Origin of the sequence: Shewanella gelidii (assembly GCF_014647855.1) — a bacterium.
Classification (GTDB): domain Bacteria; phylum Pseudomonadota; class Gammaproteobacteria; order Enterobacterales; family Shewanellaceae; genus Shewanella; species Shewanella gelidii.
This window is the reverse complement of the sequence record NZ_BMPZ01000002.1, coordinates 533,179-546,148: the sequence shown is the minus strand read 5'-3', so window position 1 is coordinate 546,148 and position 12,970 is coordinate 533,179. Positions and strand designations below refer to the sequence as shown.

18 protein-coding genes are annotated in these 12,970 nt (G+C 43.0%); 6 read left to right on the top strand and 12 right to left on the bottom strand.

The window, feature by feature from the left end; translation table 11 throughout:
- Nucleotides 1–83: 83 nt before the first annotated feature.
- Complete coding sequence (locus tag IEY18_RS05945) at nt 84–440, top strand: TraR/DksA family transcriptional regulator (RefSeq protein ID WP_188918779.1); 357 nt, start codon at nt 84–86, stop codon at nt 438–440.
- A 102-nt stretch (nt 441–542) separates the two neighbouring features.
- Here the strand turns inward: IEY18_RS05945 and ndk are convergent, their stop codons facing one another.
- From ndk to trmJ, 12 genes are all read right to left on the bottom strand, one after another.
- A complete protein-coding gene (gene ndk / locus IEY18_RS05940; protein ID WP_188918777.1) occupies nt 543–974 on the bottom strand; it encodes a nucleoside-diphosphate kinase in 432 nt (143 codons plus the stop codon).
- 247 nt (nt 975–1,221) lie between these two features.
- The gene (locus IEY18_RS05935) at nt 1,222–1,386 is read right to left on the bottom strand and encodes a hypothetical protein (RefSeq protein WP_188918775.1); all 165 of its coding nucleotides are present in this window, start codon (nt 1,384–1,386) and stop codon (nt 1,222–1,224) included.
- Nucleotides 1,387–1,598: 212 nt separating this feature from the next.
- Nucleotides 1,599–1,796: a Fe-S cluster assembly protein IscX gene (gene iscX, locus IEY18_RS05930; protein ID WP_188918773.1), complete on the bottom strand. Its 198-nt coding sequence runs from the start codon at nt 1,794–1,796 to the stop codon at nt 1,599–1,601.
- A 737-nt stretch (nt 1,797–2,533) separates the two neighbouring features.
- The gene (fdx, locus tag IEY18_RS05925) at nt 2,534–2,869 is read right to left on the bottom strand and encodes an ISC system 2Fe-2S type ferredoxin (RefSeq protein ID WP_188918771.1); all 336 of its coding nucleotides are present in this window, start codon (nt 2,867–2,869) and stop codon (nt 2,534–2,536) included.
- An 8-nt stretch (nt 2,870–2,877) separates the two neighbouring features.
- On the bottom strand, nt 2,878–4,740 hold the full coding sequence (hscA, locus tag IEY18_RS05920; RefSeq protein ID WP_188918769.1) for a Fe-S protein assembly chaperone HscA: 1,863 nt from the start codon (nt 4,738–4,740) through the stop codon (nt 2,878–2,880).
- A gap of 71 nt (nt 4,741–4,811) precedes the next feature.
- Entirely contained in the window at nt 4,812–5,336 is a 525-nt protein-coding gene (hscB, locus tag IEY18_RS05915; protein WP_188918767.1) for a co-chaperone HscB, read from the bottom strand.
- 15 nt (nt 5,337–5,351) lie between these two features.
- Entirely contained in the window at nt 5,352–5,675 is a 324-nt protein-coding gene (iscA, locus tag IEY18_RS05910) for an iron-sulfur cluster assembly protein IscA (protein WP_188918765.1), read from the bottom strand.
- Nucleotides 5,676–5,688: 13 nt separating this feature from the next.
- On the bottom strand, nt 5,689–6,072 hold the full coding sequence (gene iscU / locus IEY18_RS05905; protein ID WP_188918763.1) for a Fe-S cluster assembly scaffold IscU: 384 nt from the start codon (nt 6,070–6,072) through the stop codon (nt 5,689–5,691).
- Between the two features lie 38 nt (nt 6,073–6,110).
- Nucleotides 6,111–7,325, bottom strand: a complete 1,215-nt coding sequence (locus tag IEY18_RS05900) for an IscS subfamily cysteine desulfurase (RefSeq protein WP_188918762.1) — start codon at nt 7,323–7,325, stop codon at nt 6,111–6,113.
- A gap of 187 nt (nt 7,326–7,512) precedes the next feature.
- Complete coding sequence (gene iscR / locus IEY18_RS05895) at nt 7,513–7,974, bottom strand: Fe-S cluster assembly transcriptional regulator IscR (RefSeq protein ID WP_188918760.1); 462 nt, start codon at nt 7,972–7,974, stop codon at nt 7,513–7,515.
- A 203-nt stretch (nt 7,975–8,177) separates the two neighbouring features.
- Nucleotides 8,178–8,999 (bottom strand): serine O-acetyltransferase, encoded by an 822-nt coding sequence (gene cysE / locus IEY18_RS05890; RefSeq protein ID WP_188918758.1) that lies wholly within the window; start codon nt 8,997–8,999, stop codon nt 8,178–8,180.
- Nucleotides 9,000–9,107: 108 nt separating this feature from the next.
- Nucleotides 9,108–9,842 carry a tRNA (cytosine(32)/uridine(32)-2'-O)-methyltransferase TrmJ gene (gene trmJ, locus IEY18_RS05885; RefSeq protein ID WP_188918756.1) on the bottom strand — a complete coding sequence of 245 codons (735 nt, stop codon included), beginning with the start codon at nt 9,840–9,842 and terminating at the stop codon, nt 9,108–9,110.
- A 153-nt stretch (nt 9,843–9,995) separates the two neighbouring features.
- Here trmJ and suhB point away from each other — a divergent pair, with 153 nt between their 5' ends.
- From suhB to IEY18_RS05860, 5 genes are all read left to right on the top strand, one after another.
- Nucleotides 9,996–10,799, top strand: a complete 804-nt coding sequence (gene suhB / locus IEY18_RS05880) for an inositol-1-monophosphatase (RefSeq protein ID WP_188918754.1) — start codon at nt 9,996–9,998, stop codon at nt 10,797–10,799.
- A 234-nt stretch (nt 10,800–11,033) separates the two neighbouring features.
- Complete coding sequence (locus tag IEY18_RS05875; RefSeq protein ID WP_188918752.1) at nt 11,034–11,438, top strand: phosphate-starvation-inducible protein PsiE; 405 nt, start codon at nt 11,034–11,036, stop codon at nt 11,436–11,438.
- An 86-nt stretch (nt 11,439–11,524) separates the two neighbouring features.
- Nucleotides 11,525–11,827, top strand: a complete 303-nt coding sequence (locus tag IEY18_RS05870) for a PilZ domain-containing protein (RefSeq protein ID WP_188918750.1) — start codon at nt 11,525–11,527, stop codon at nt 11,825–11,827.
- Between the two features lie 141 nt (nt 11,828–11,968).
- Nucleotides 11,969–12,637, top strand: a complete 669-nt coding sequence (locus tag IEY18_RS05865) for an AAA family ATPase (RefSeq protein ID WP_188918748.1) — start codon at nt 11,969–11,971, stop codon at nt 12,635–12,637.
- Entirely contained in the window at nt 12,624–12,965 is a 342-nt protein-coding gene (locus IEY18_RS05860; protein WP_188918746.1) for a replication protein RepA, read from the top strand. Before IEY18_RS05865 ends, IEY18_RS05860 begins: the two co-directional genes overlap by 14 nt.
- Nucleotides 12,966–12,970: the final 5 nt, after the last annotated feature.

Genomic DNA, 12,970 nt, shown 5'->3' with positions numbered 1-12,970 from the left:
CTGAGTTTTGATCTTTATCATAGTTAAGCCTTTGTAGCGGGATAGACTAATCCCTAGAAGCACAAAGACAAAGGCAAACCCAGGTGAGTAGATCCCACATTAGACTTGAGCTGGCGGAACAAGAAACAATTTTAAGAAAAGAAGTCAACGCGCTGAGCCAATCCAAATCATTATCGATTAATGTTGGAGAAAGCTCTTTGTCAGACCTGATTGATGCATTCACCGCCCATAAACTTAATGCGCATCCACTGTTTCATAGGTTAATGAAGCTCGATGCAGCAAACTGTCAGCTCGACCTCGGCCTATATGGACTATGTGCTGATTGCGAAGCAGAAATTGATTTAAGGCGTTTACAAGCAGATCCCACAGAGCAACGCTGTTCAACTTGTGCTGAACAATACAAACACGAACACGGCGTGGAATTAAGATTAAACCACTGATCAATTTACACTGATACAATAAGCACAAAAAAACGGGAATGAGTTAACCTCACTCCCGTTTTTGTTCTTTAATTTATTTTTACACGTGAAAAGCTTTATAGCCTAGCGTGTACGAGCACAAAGCTCTTCTTTACTAAAGAAGTATGCAATCTCACGCTCCGCAGAAGCTACAGCGTCTGAACCATGTACGGCATTTTCGTCGATACTTGCTGCATAATCACTGCGAAGCGTGCCACGAGCAGCTTCTGCAGGATTGGTCGCTCCCATGATTTCACGATTCGCGAGTACAGCATTTTCGCCTTCAAGCACTTGAACCATGATAGGACCAGAGGTCATAAACTCAACCAATGCAGCAAAGAACGGACGCTCACTATGCTCAGCGTAAAAGCCTTCGGCTTGCTCCTTAGTCAAATGAACCATTTTCGAAGCGATGATTTTAAGACCAGCGCTTTCAAAACGATTATAGATAGCACCAATGTGATTTTTGGCTACTGCGTCAGGTTTGATAATTGAAAAAGTGCGTTCGATCGCCATTACTTGCTTCCTTTGTCAGCGAGTTTGATAAATTCGCGCGGATTATACGAAATAAATCGCATAAAGCCTATCTTTATCACAAAATTAACGAGAGGTAGATCACAATGTACTAGAAGGAGGTTTGATGGGATTCAAATTTCCTTCGAAACATGTCGCTTCGAAGGAACAATTTGTCACTGAGCATCATTGACTAAGCAGTAAATGAAGTTCAACTATCGCTATTGCAAGCGATAGTTATTAGCACAGATTACTTACGGTTTTTAGCCCAAACAACGCCATAGCCAACAAGTGCTACAAGCGTTAAAGCAGGTGCCATATCTACGAGGTGATGAAATAAACCGATGCCACCATGACCAGTGTGTGCCATTGCCACGCCAGGTACTAATAAAGTAGCCATTAAAAGATGCTTCATTGTTACGTCCCTTATAATAGGTTATTTGAGTGCCCGAGAACTGGAGTCCCCGCGCAAATATATAGTTAATGTACGATAACTAATAAAGGAGAGTTTGACTGTGATCAAAGGTCAGTATCAAAGCTTTGAAGCAAATATAAAGACATGAACAGGATCACAAGAAATCACCAGTCATTTCACAAACCACACCAAATTGTCGCACATCATAATCATCACTTTTCATCTATCCAGCATTGCTGAACGGCCTCTAAGATGCGTTCGTTACAATGATTGGGATCATCATCAAACTCATCTAAAGCCATAATCCAAGCATACAACTCAGGAAAATGTAATGTCACTGGATCGACATCAGGATATTGCTCTAATAAAGCTAAAGCGATCTCCAAAGAATCTATCCATTTTAGAACCATAAACTACTCCCGTACAAGTTGGTATTTAACATGACTAGAATGTGAAGCAGATTAGATAAACGTTAACAAAATTTGAACTCTATGCCAGTTCAAATCTGTGTAATTGCTATCCACTCACATCAAGCTAATTATCTGTAAAAAAGTCACTATTTTTCTGCTCTTTACGCCTGTTTAACACCGCAAAAATTGTTTATTTCAGCAAATAGAAGCGGATTTAAATCGATCTCTCTATATTATAAAACCACAGTATGGTTCAGATCACAGCCTCTCGCGAGAGACAAATTCCACATCTATCCATAAAGAGCCATACAACAATGTTCATCACCGCTAGCATTTCAAGTTTCAACGCTGAAAAATCATTGGTGGTTAGACCCTGCATAGTAGAACCTAGAAACAACGAATGCTGAATCCACGCGCCAATAGTCGAATTGCCTACATTAAAATATGCGCCATCTGTAGGCTGGTGTCGGCCAGCGCAGGGAAGCGAATAGAGTTCTTGCGTAGCAATAGCGCGCACCGCTAATGATTCACGCGACGGCATTACAGCTCATTCAAGTGATCGCTTAGTAAAGCCAGATTAAAAATTTGTTCTAGTGCCGGCGAGGAGTATTGCAAAATTGAGAAAGAATTTAGGAGATATACACCATAAAGACTGTCAACAGATAAGAGGGAGCCTTCTTTAAACTCAGTAAAACAAAAAAACCGGCAAGAAGCCGGCTTTTTTAAAGAGTGATTATTTATCCTTCACTGACCATATTAATCGTGTACTTAGGTATATCAACCACTAAGTCACAATCAACAACCTTAGCTTGGCATGATAGGCGACTCTCTGGTTCTAGCCCCCACGCTTTATCAAGCATGTCATCTTCTAATTCGTCACTTTCTTCTAACTCATCAAAACCTTCACGAACAACGCAATGGCACGTTGTACACGCACAAGATTTTTCACAAGCATGTTCGATGTGAATCCCATTCTTAAGGGCAACGTCGAGAATCGTCTCACCAACTTCAGCTTCTGCAACGACACCCTCTGGACACAACTCTTCGTTGGGTAAAAAAACTATTTGCGGCATATATTCACCTATATATTTTCAACCGACTGCCCTTTCAACGCAGTTCGAATTGAATTATCCATACGTCTAGACGCAAAATCCTGTGTATTTGCATCTAGCACTTCAATCGCATTTTGAATCGCGTCTGCATCTTCGGTTTTGGCAACCTGTGCTAATGACGCCATTGCTTGATCAATAACCTGACGCTCTTCGGTCGTCAGTAACGATCCATCTTTGCCTAAGGCAGCGTTCAGTGTCTCGAGCACTCGTGCGGCTTCGACTTGCTGCTCGGCAATCATTCGACGAGAAATATCGTCCGCAGCGTGTGTCATTGAATCCTTGAGCATGGTCGCAATTTCAGTATCAGACAAACCAAAAGACGGCTTCACCTGAATACTGGATTTCACTTCCGTTGATTTTTCCATCGCCGTCACATTCAGAAGACCGTCAGCATCAACCTGGAATGTCACCCGAATATGCGCAGCGCCAGCAGCCAACGCAGGAATACCCTGCAACGTAAATCGAGCTAATGAACGACAATCATCAACGAGCTCGCGTTCGCCTTGCACCACATGGAATGCCATGGCCGTTTGCCCATCTTTAAAGGTCGTGAACTCTTGCGCTCTTGCCACTGGAATCGTGGTGTTACGCGATACAATCTTCTCCACGAGGCCACCCATGGTTTCGATCCCAAGGGATAGAGGGATGACATCTAGCAGCAATAGATCTGAATCCGCTTTATTACCGACCAAGATCTCTGCTTGAATCGCTGCACCTATCGCAACGACCCGATCTGGATCAATAGACGTAAGCGCTGGCTTTCCAAAAAACTGGCTCACAGACTCTCGAACTAAAGGCACGCGAGTAGAACCACCAACCATTACCGTTTCAATGACTTCATCTGTCGTCACGCCAGCATCCCGCATCGCTCGGCGACAACTAGACACAGTTTTCTTCACCAATTTTTCAATCAGTTTTTCAAAAGTAGCCTTAGTCACCACATGCGTCTGCTTGGTACCATCGGCGAGATAGATTTTAGCAGTCACTTCATCTTCATGAGTCAGCTTTTCTTTAATCTCTCTGGCTTGTATAAGCAGCTTTCTATCCGCTTTTGGATTGAGCTCTTCAACACCCCATACCTGCATCAAATGATCTTTAATTAAATGGTCAAAATCATCTCCGCCTAGTGCTGAATCACCACCGGTAGCCAGTACCTCAAATACGCCTTTATTGAGGCGCAGAATAGAGATGTCAAAGGTACCACCACCGAGGTCATAAACCGCAATAACCCCTTCTTGGCCTGAATCTAACCCATAAGCTATGGCGGCCGCAGTCGGCTCATTTAACAGTCTTAATACGTTGACCCCTAATAGGTTTGCCGCATCTTTAGTGCCTTGACGCTGAGCATCATCAAAATAAGCAGGAACTGTAATCACAGCGCCTTCCAGCTCACCACCTAAGGTTGCTTCTGCTCGAGCAATTAGAGGACGAAGGATTTCAGCGGACACCTGAATAGGGTTAACTAAGCCTTGCGCGGTGGAAAATAATGGCAGACCATTTTCACTAGCTTTGAAGTCATAATGAAAAGTGTGTGAACCTGACAATACATCTTCAAGGCTTCGGCCTAGAAAACGCTTTACCGAAACAATGGTATTTTTAGGATCTTTTGCTGACTCAGCCTCAGCTTCATAACCAACGTTAACACCATCTTCGGTATAGCGAACAATAGAAGGAATCGCGTGTCGTTGCTGTTCGTCAGGTAAAGTCGAGATCTCACCACTTCGAATTGCCGCAACAAGAGAATTTGTTGTACCAAGATCGATACCAACAGCGAGTTTATGCTGATGTGGGGCGGCAGTCTGTCCCGGTTCAGCGATTTGCAGTAGGGCCATATAAATCCAACTCTATAAAAAATATGGCTCAATATAGATTGAGCCAAAGCTTTAAATACGGGTTTAATCAATTAACCAAATTGAGCATCTTCAATTTTAGCTAATTCATCTTTTAACTTTGCCATAAACTTTAACTTACGAACTTGATCCGCGGCTAATAACCAATCGTTTTCCTGCTCACTATTTAATAGAGCGATCAAACGTTTCGTCATTTCATTCTCATAGTTTGAAAACGAGCGATAGAGTTCATCAATCATCTCATCAGGATCTTCTGCGTGATTAATGTCTTCTAAAGCTTCACGCCACTCCATTTGCTGCATAAGAAACTGACCATCTTTTAAGGTCTTGGTTTCATGACTAATATCAATATTACGCAAGGAGAGCATGTGTTCTGCTCGACGAATAGGATTCTTAAGCGTTTGAAAACCATCGTTGATCTGAGCGGCACGATGGATAGATAAGAGTTTTTGCTGTTCGGTATCGTTAGCAAAATTGTCAGGATGCACCGCCCGCTGCAGTTCGCGGTAACGTTCTGCAAGCGTTGCGGTATCAAGATCAAATGAAGCGGTAAAATTAAACAGCTCGAAATAATTCATACTTCAACTTATGGTTTATACGGTAAAACTTTCACCGCAACCACATTCACCTTTGGCATTAGGGTTATTAAATTTAAAGCCTTCGTTTAAGCCTTCTTTAACGAAATCCAGCTCAATTCCTTGTAGATAAATGAAGCTTTTTGCGTCAATCACAATATTCACGCCTTCGATTTCATAAACTTCATCATCGTCATTCAGCTCATCAACAAACTCAATAACATACGCCATACCGGAACAACCTGAGGTTTTCAGGCCGATTCTAAGACCAAGTCCTTTGTTCCGGTTTGCTAGAAATGATTTTACTCGCTCTGCAGCAGATTGAGTCATCGTAATTGCCATGCTTACTCCAGACCTATTCGTCAGACTTTGATTTGTACTCGTCCAGAGCGGCTTTAATGGCATCTTCAGCCAAGATAGAACAATGAATTTTTACCGGCGGCAAAGCTAGTTCTTCAGCAATATCCGTATTTTTAATCGCAGCAGCTTCTTCAATCGTTTTGCCTTTCACCCACTCGGTTACCAGCGAGCTGGAGGCAATTGCACTACCACAACCATATGTCTTGAATTTTGCATCTTCAATGACACCCGCGTCATCAATCTTCAGCTGCAACTTCATGACGTCACCACATGCTGGTGCGCCAACCATGCCAGTAACGACGGATGGATCATCTTTTTCAAATGAACCCACGTTCTTTGGGTTCTCATAATGTTCAATTACTTTTTCACTATAAGCCATGGTCTTACTCCAAATTCTCTAACAATAAATTAAGTTAATTAGTGATGGGTCCATTGAACTTTTTCAAGGTCGATACCATCTTTGAACATCTCCCACAAAGGAGACATCTCTCTCAATTTACCGATAGACTTAGTAATCGTTTCGATAGCGTGGTCAATCTCTTCTTCAGTCGTAAAGCGACCAATGGAGAAGCGAATCGAGCTGTGAGCCATTTCGTCGTTCAAGCCAAGCGCGCGTAACACGTAACTAGGCTCTAAGCTCGCAGAAGTACAAGCTGAACCCGAAGATACGGCCAGATCTTTTAATGCCATCATCAAAGACTCACCTTCAACGAAGTTAAAACTTACGTTGAGGCTGCCACAGTAACGCTGTTCAGCATCACCATTAATATAAGTTTCTTCTATGTGTTTTACACCGGCCCACAGTTTGTCTCGTAAACTTCTAATACGCTCGTTATCACTTTGCATATCAGCTTTTGCAATCGCTGCGGCTTCACCCATGCCTACAATTTGATGTGTTGCCAGTGTGCCACTACGCATACCCCGTTCGTGGCCACCACCATGTGTCTGTGCTTCTAGGCGAATACGAGGCTTACGGCGAACATATAGCGCTCCGATGCCTTTGGGTCCATACATTTTGTGCGCTGAAATCGACAACAAATCAATCTTCATCGTTTGCATATCAATTGGCAGCTTGCCCGCGCTTTGTGCAGCATCAACATGAAAAATGATTTTCTTGCTGCGACATAGTTCGCCGATGGCTTCAACGTTATGGATAACACCAATTTCATTGTTCACATGCATAATGCTCACAAGAACGGTATCTTCACGCATTGCGCCTTCTAGGACATCCATTGGGATGATGCCATTTGCAGCAGGCTCGAGATATGTCACTTCATAGCCTTCTCGCTCAAGTTGGCGACAGGTATCAAGCACAGCTTTATGTTCAGTCTTGCTGGTGATGATGTGCTTACCTTTTTTATGATAAAAGTGAGCAACACCTTTAATGGCAAGGTTATTTGATTCGGTCGCGCCCGACGTGAAAACAATTTCTCTTGGGTCCGCGTTAATCAGTTCAGCAACTTGATTACGAGCAACATCAACAGCTTCTTCAGCTTGCCAACCATAACGATGAGAACGAGATGCTGGGTTACCAAACACGCCGTCCATTGTCATGAACTTGACCATCTTATCTGCGACACGTGGGTCAACAGGTGTTGTTGCTGCATAATCTAAATAAATAGGAAGCTTCATCACACACTCCGTACTGGGTAGCTGTTTCTCGCTACATACAACGTACAAAAAATAGTTATTATCATCGTACTCAATGTATTAACAATGGCACCTCACCAGGCTGACAATTCAACCCCAAGATGTCCTTTCAAGTCACTTACCTGAGAAATGTCTTCTACAAAGGTACAGTTCAAAAGTTGATTGCGTATTAAGCGATCACCCTTTGTTCCATTTGAATCTTGTCTTGCTTTACTGAGATAAACTGGACATCTCTCTTTTGCATCAAGCCTGCGAGGCTAATGCCATCCAGAAAATCTGAAATTTGTTTACTCAAGTCGCCCCAGAGCGAATGAGTGAGGCAACGGCTGCCACTTTGGCAATTCCCTTGACCTTGGCAACGCGTCGCATCAACAGATTCATCAACTGCATGAACGACCATACCCACTGAAATATCTGCGGCCTCAAGACCCAGTCGGTATCCTCCACCAGGCCCACGAACACTTGAGACTAAGCCATTCTTTCTTAACTTGGCGAACAACTGCTCTAAGTATGAAAGTGAAATTCCCTGACGCTCCGAAATATCAGCAAGAGGAACCGGCCCTGTAGCGGAATGTATCGCAACATCCAGCATAGCTGTAACGGCGTAGCGACCTTTCGATGTAAGTTTCATAACTACCACTGCTCCAAATAAACAGATATGTGGGAATTTCAACATACCCGAGTCAATCAGTCAAGTATTTAACCAACTAAACTGCTCGGATATTCTTGGAGGCCAGAATATATGATTTGGAATACCCTGCTAAGTTGCTGGGGTATTTAACCTGTTTCCTCGAAAAGATTCAATCCTAAAGCCGGATTAATCATGAGTTAGGTTCATATAATGGGATCAAACTCATCAATTGCGTTTTGACGCTTCTCAGCTGCTGCCATTTCAACATCGCTAAACTCTTCCACTTCCAGCTCTGGTAACTTATCAGTACAGACATCGCCGCCGACGGACTGTAACGCCTGACAAATTTCTTGAACTTTTGAATCCATTAAATGCATATGGTCTAACATTTGCCCAATTGCGTTTGCGACAGGGTCAGGGTTATCTGGCGAAACGGCATACGCATCAAAGCCATATTTTTTGGCCATGGCGTTTCGTCTTTCATTCTCTTCTTCTGTTTGTGTAGTCGGTGTAGCGACAACCCGCCCCGGAATACCCACAACAGTAGTATCTTTGGGCACATCTTTAACAATCACTGAGTTTGAGCCAACTCGCGCACCATCATGCATTGTAATTGGCCCCAAAATTTTAGCGCCGGCTCCAACGACCACGTTATTTCGAAGGGTCGGGTGACGTTTTCCCGCTTGCCAGCTCGTACCGCCTAATGTCACCGAATGATATAAGGTACAGTCGTCACCAATTTCAGCGGTTTCACCAATCACAACGCCCATGCCGTGATCGATAAAGAAGCGATCACCAATGGTCGCGCCAGGATGGATCTCTACGCCTGTGAGCCAACGAGAAAATGTCGATAGCAATCGGGCGAATTGACGCCACTCTGCAACCCACAAACGGTGACTAATACGATGAAACCAAATCGCATGCATACCAGGATAATTGAGCACAATCTCAAATGCATTTCGTGCAGCGGGATCTCTGTGATAGATAGATGCGATATCTTCTTTAACTCTGGCAATAACACCCATGTTGGTACCTTTATTTACTTCACCAATAAATCACAATTCAAGTGATTCAGTTCGATTACGTATGCCTACACACACAAATTGGCGTTTCCAGCCTTGTTTGCCACGACATCACTCGTTGGTCTTATCTTTTGCAGCAATTTTTTTATCAATCGAGGTTAAAATGCCTCGTAAAATATTCATCTCTGCCGCTTCAACTTGCGCTCGACTATATAATCTCCGCAGTTTAACCATCACCTGACCAGGGTGATTCTTGACGATAAACCCAGTCTCACTAAGCGTTTTTTCTAAATGCTCAAAAAATCGCTGTAAATCCGCAGATAGTGGATACTCAATGACCTCAACAGGCTTCTCATTCAACGCGAGATGCGCAATTCGTGTTTCATAACAAATTATCTGTACAGCTTGTGCCAAATTTAAAGAGCTATATTCAGGATTTGCTGGAATCGCTACATGATAATTACACCGTTGCAGCTCTTCATTGTTTAAGCCATGGTTTTCTCGACCAAAGACTATCGCCACAGGCCCAGTTGTCGCTTGAGCCGCTAACTTCTCGCCGCTTTGCCGTGGATCGAGCATTGGCCAATCCAATGTTCGGCTACGCGCACTCGTACCAATCACGAGGCTACAATCAGCAATGGCTTCTTCTAATGAATCCGTCGTGACAAGGTTTTTAAGGATATCCGAAGCGCCAGCTGCTAAAGCAATGGAGTGACCGTCGGGCTCAGTTCTCGGCTCAGCCAAATAAAGATTTGATAATCCCATGGTTTTCATTGCTCTAGCAACAGAACCAATATTTCCTGGATGAGAGGTACCGACCAATACAACACGGATATTACTTAACATTAAATACACTTACATTTATCTAAAACTAGGACGCAGAATACTAACATAGGCGACCTGATTTGCTTATATGAAAATCTACATTTGATAATATATTTAGTTTCTGTATAATTCGCGACCGCTATTTAACGTTCTTTCACATCCAGGGGATTATCCATGCATGCAATGCAGACTATTGCCGTGCGCGCCGCTCGCGCAGCGGGGCAAACGATTATACGTGCTTTTTCTGAGCTCGACCGAGTAGAAGTGAGCACCAAAGGTGTAAACGACTTTGTTACCAATGTAGACAAAGAAGCAGAAGCAGCGATTATCTACCAAATCCGTAAATCTTACCCTGATCATACGATCGTTGGTGAAGAAAATGGCGAAAATCGCGGTGAAGATAGCGATTACATGTGGATTATTGATCCCCTAGATGGTACCAATAACTTTGTTAATGGTATTCCCCACTTTGCAGTTTCAATTGCACTACAATACAAAGGCCAAACCCAAGTCGGTGTGGTTTATGACCCAATCCGTGACGAGCTATTTAGCGCGATTCGCGGTAAAGGTGCCAAGCTGAATGATTTCCGAGTTCGCGTAAAGAGCGTTAACGATATGAGCGGCTCAATCATTGCCACTGGATTCCCTTTCAAAGCACGCCAACATTCTGAAACCTATATGAAGATCTTTGGTGAAGTGTTTAACCAATGTGCTGATTTACGTCGTGCCGGATCTGCCGCACTTGATTTAGCATACGTTGCTGCAGGTCGTATGGAAGGCTTTTTTGAAATTGGCCTAAAACCTTGGGATATCGCAGCAGGCGATCTGATTTGCCGTGAAGCTGGCGGCACCGTAACTGACTTTATCGGTGGTCACGACTACATGAAGTCTGGAAACATTGTGGCAGGCTCTCCAAAAGTAACTACAAAACTAGTAAAAACAATGCGTCCTTTATTAAGTGACGCCTTGAAACGCTAAATAGCCAAATTATATGTAGAAAAACCGCCAAGTTAAGGCGGTTTTTTTATGTCTGTCATCATCAAGTCATATCAATGCAGCAAGCTAAACTGCTCTATTCGCCGCACAAACACTGCAAAGAAGTTTTTGCCATCCATACTTTTAATCAATAACAGTAATATGAGTTTAGAATGACTTGTCCCTACATCTTGATTTGAAATATGATAGTTGCTAGGGACAACATTAGGTATAGCAATGAATTTATACAAAAAATACGGTCACTCGAGTTTACGAGCTGTAGAACACTTTGTGCTCATCATCATCGCTTTAGCGACTATCGTAGCTATAGGGCAAGAAATTGTTCATATTATTGATGCAAAGAAAGTCGCGCTAGCCGATTTACTTTTACTCTTCATTTTCTTAGAAGTACTTGCCATGGTCGGGAACTATGCAGAATCTGGCAAACTCCCCATACGGATGCCGATCTACATCGCCATTGTGGCGCTTGCCCGGTATCTGATTCTGGATATGAAATCCATGGATGATTGGCGAATTTTAACCATAGCAATTTCAACACTCGTACTTGCATCTACAGTTATAATTATTCGCTGGGGACAACTGAAACTCCCTTATCCACGGCCAAAAAATTCAGATGAGTAGCAAAAAATAGATTTAGCAATGCTTTCGCTCTGAGAATTATGCTAGATTTAAAAGAATTACCAAACAATAGCTTAAGGGATCGGGTTATGGATGACGTTCAAAAAGAATATGTTGAAAAACGTGCTTCTTTACGGGTTGATATGGAAGCCGAGCGTGTACTGCTAACTTGGCAAGACAGTTCAGGCCAAGTCACATCAGATGACGCGATTTGTATTGACTTTGCCCGTAAAGGGGCCTTACTTGAATACAAAACGAATTTCGCTCTGGGTAGCCTGCTGGAAGTCACTTTCCATCCAAACTCTGAAAATGAGAACACGGTTAAGGGCCAAGTTTGCAGGTGCACAAAGTGCAACGATTTAAGCTTTCATGTTGCCGTCCAGCTCGTATAAAAGCTCGCAAACGAAACGATACAAAACGTTCTCAATGAGAAACTATATTACGACTCAATTGCTTAGATCCATTAGGCCGAGCACTTTTTAGTCACTGTTCTATAATTTAATGATTAATGCGTACCCACAGGAGATGGATCTATGATTTTGCTAGTAGGTGGAGAAAAAGGCGGTAGTGGTAAAAGCTGCTTGGCTCAAAACTTAGCGGTCTATATCCAACAAAAATTCGAAGCAAATGTGTTAATGGTTGATTGCGATCCGCAACGAACCACTTCAGATTGGATACAAGCACGAAATGAAGAGCCCGATCTGCCACCAATTAACTGTATTCAGCTCTACGGCAAAATTCGCAATGACTTACTCAGCCTGAATGAACGTTATGATTACGTTATTGTTGATTGTGGCGGCCAAGACAACCTCGCCATGCGTGCGAGTATGTCTGTCGCAACGTATGTCGTCATTCCACTACGTCCTAAACGCCGTGATTTAAAAACTCTACCCCATATGGAAGACATGTTGAGTACATGTAAAATGGTTAACCCTAAAATGGTTTCAACCATCGTTCTAACACAGTGCCCAGCCCTTCCCACGCAGTTCAAACGCATTTTAGAAGCCAAAGATGTCGTGAAATCATTTGGTTTGCGCGTACTAAACTCTGTCACATTCAGTCGTAATATCTATGATGATAGCGAAGAGAAAGGTTCTTCAGTGGTTGAGTTGGATCCCGATGGCAAAGCAGCCATTGAAATCAGAGCCATTGCCGATGAGCTCCTTGCTATAGAGCCAGAAAACTCCTATGAGCTTAATTGATCTCAAGCGTAAAAAGCGCAAAGTGCGCAACACTAAAGTCGATGTCGATGACTTTATTGAAGATGCGGTCAATTATGCGACCGGTCAACCAAGCAAATTCCCTGATGCACAAGATGTGGCTGATGAGACCGTTGGTCTTGACAAAAAAACCACTAAGATTTTTCGCCACGCAACTTTTACACTCACAGAAACTAGTATTGAACAGCTGAATAACGCATCGCTGCAAACCAATATTGCAAAATCTCGATTAATTCGCATTTTAGTTCAAGACTTTGTCAATAAAACAGAAGAAGAGCAACAAGCCCTACTCGACAGAATCAGTCAATAAAAAAG

What these genes read in the sequence shown, in the direction of transcription:
- suhB (WP_188918754.1), top strand. Translation starts at nt 9,996, where the DNA reads ATGCATGCAATGCAGACTATTGCCGTGCGCGCCGCTCGCGCAGCGGGG.
- iscX (WP_188918773.1), bottom strand. Translation starts at nt 1,796, where the DNA reads ATGGTTCTAAAATGGATAGATTCTTTGGAGATCGCTTTAGCTTTATTA.
- iscU (WP_188918763.1), bottom strand. Translation starts at nt 6,072, where the DNA reads ATGGCTTATAGTGAAAAAGTAATTGAACATTATGAGAACCCAAAGAAC.
- IEY18_RS05870 (WP_188918750.1), top strand. Translation starts at nt 11,525, where the DNA reads ATGGATGACGTTCAAAAAGAATATGTTGAAAAACGTGCTTCTTTACGG.
- iscR (WP_188918760.1), bottom strand. Translation starts at nt 7,974, where the DNA reads ATGAAACTTACATCGAAAGGTCGCTACGCCGTTACAGCTATGCTGGAT.
- hscA (WP_188918769.1), bottom strand. Translation starts at nt 4,740, where the DNA reads ATGGCCCTACTGCAAATCGCTGAACCGGGACAGACTGCCGCCCCACAT.
- fdx (WP_188918771.1), bottom strand. Translation starts at nt 2,869, where the DNA reads ATGCCGCAAATAGTTTTTTTACCCAACGAAGAGTTGTGTCCAGAGGGT.
- hscB (WP_188918767.1), bottom strand. Translation starts at nt 5,336, where the DNA reads ATGAATTATTTCGAGCTGTTTAATTTTACCGCTTCATTTGATCTTGAT.
- IEY18_RS05900 (WP_188918762.1), bottom strand. Translation starts at nt 7,325, where the DNA reads ATGAAGCTTCCTATTTATTTAGATTATGCAGCAACAACACCTGTTGAC.
- iscA (WP_188918765.1), bottom strand. Translation starts at nt 5,675, where the DNA reads ATGGCAATTACGATGACTCAATCTGCTGCAGAGCGAGTAAAATCATTT.
- IEY18_RS05875 (WP_188918752.1), top strand. Translation starts at nt 11,034, where the DNA reads ATGAATTTATACAAAAAATACGGTCACTCGAGTTTACGAGCTGTAGAA.
- IEY18_RS05860 (WP_188918746.1), top strand. Translation starts at nt 12,624, where the DNA reads ATGAGCTTAATTGATCTCAAGCGTAAAAAGCGCAAAGTGCGCAACACT.
- IEY18_RS05935 (WP_188918775.1), bottom strand. Translation starts at nt 1,386, where the DNA reads ATGAAGCATCTTTTAATGGCTACTTTATTAGTACCTGGCGTGGCAATG.
- cysE (WP_188918758.1), bottom strand. Translation starts at nt 8,999, where the DNA reads ATGGGTGTTATTGCCAGAGTTAAAGAAGATATCGCATCTATCTATCAC.
- ndk (WP_188918777.1), bottom strand. Translation starts at nt 974, where the DNA reads ATGGCGATCGAACGCACTTTTTCAATTATCAAACCTGACGCAGTAGCC.
- trmJ (WP_188918756.1), bottom strand. Translation starts at nt 9,842, where the DNA reads ATGTTAAGTAATATCCGTGTTGTATTGGTCGGTACCTCTCATCCAGGA.
- IEY18_RS05865 (WP_188918748.1), top strand. Translation starts at nt 11,969, where the DNA reads ATGATTTTGCTAGTAGGTGGAGAAAAAGGCGGTAGTGGTAAAAGCTGC.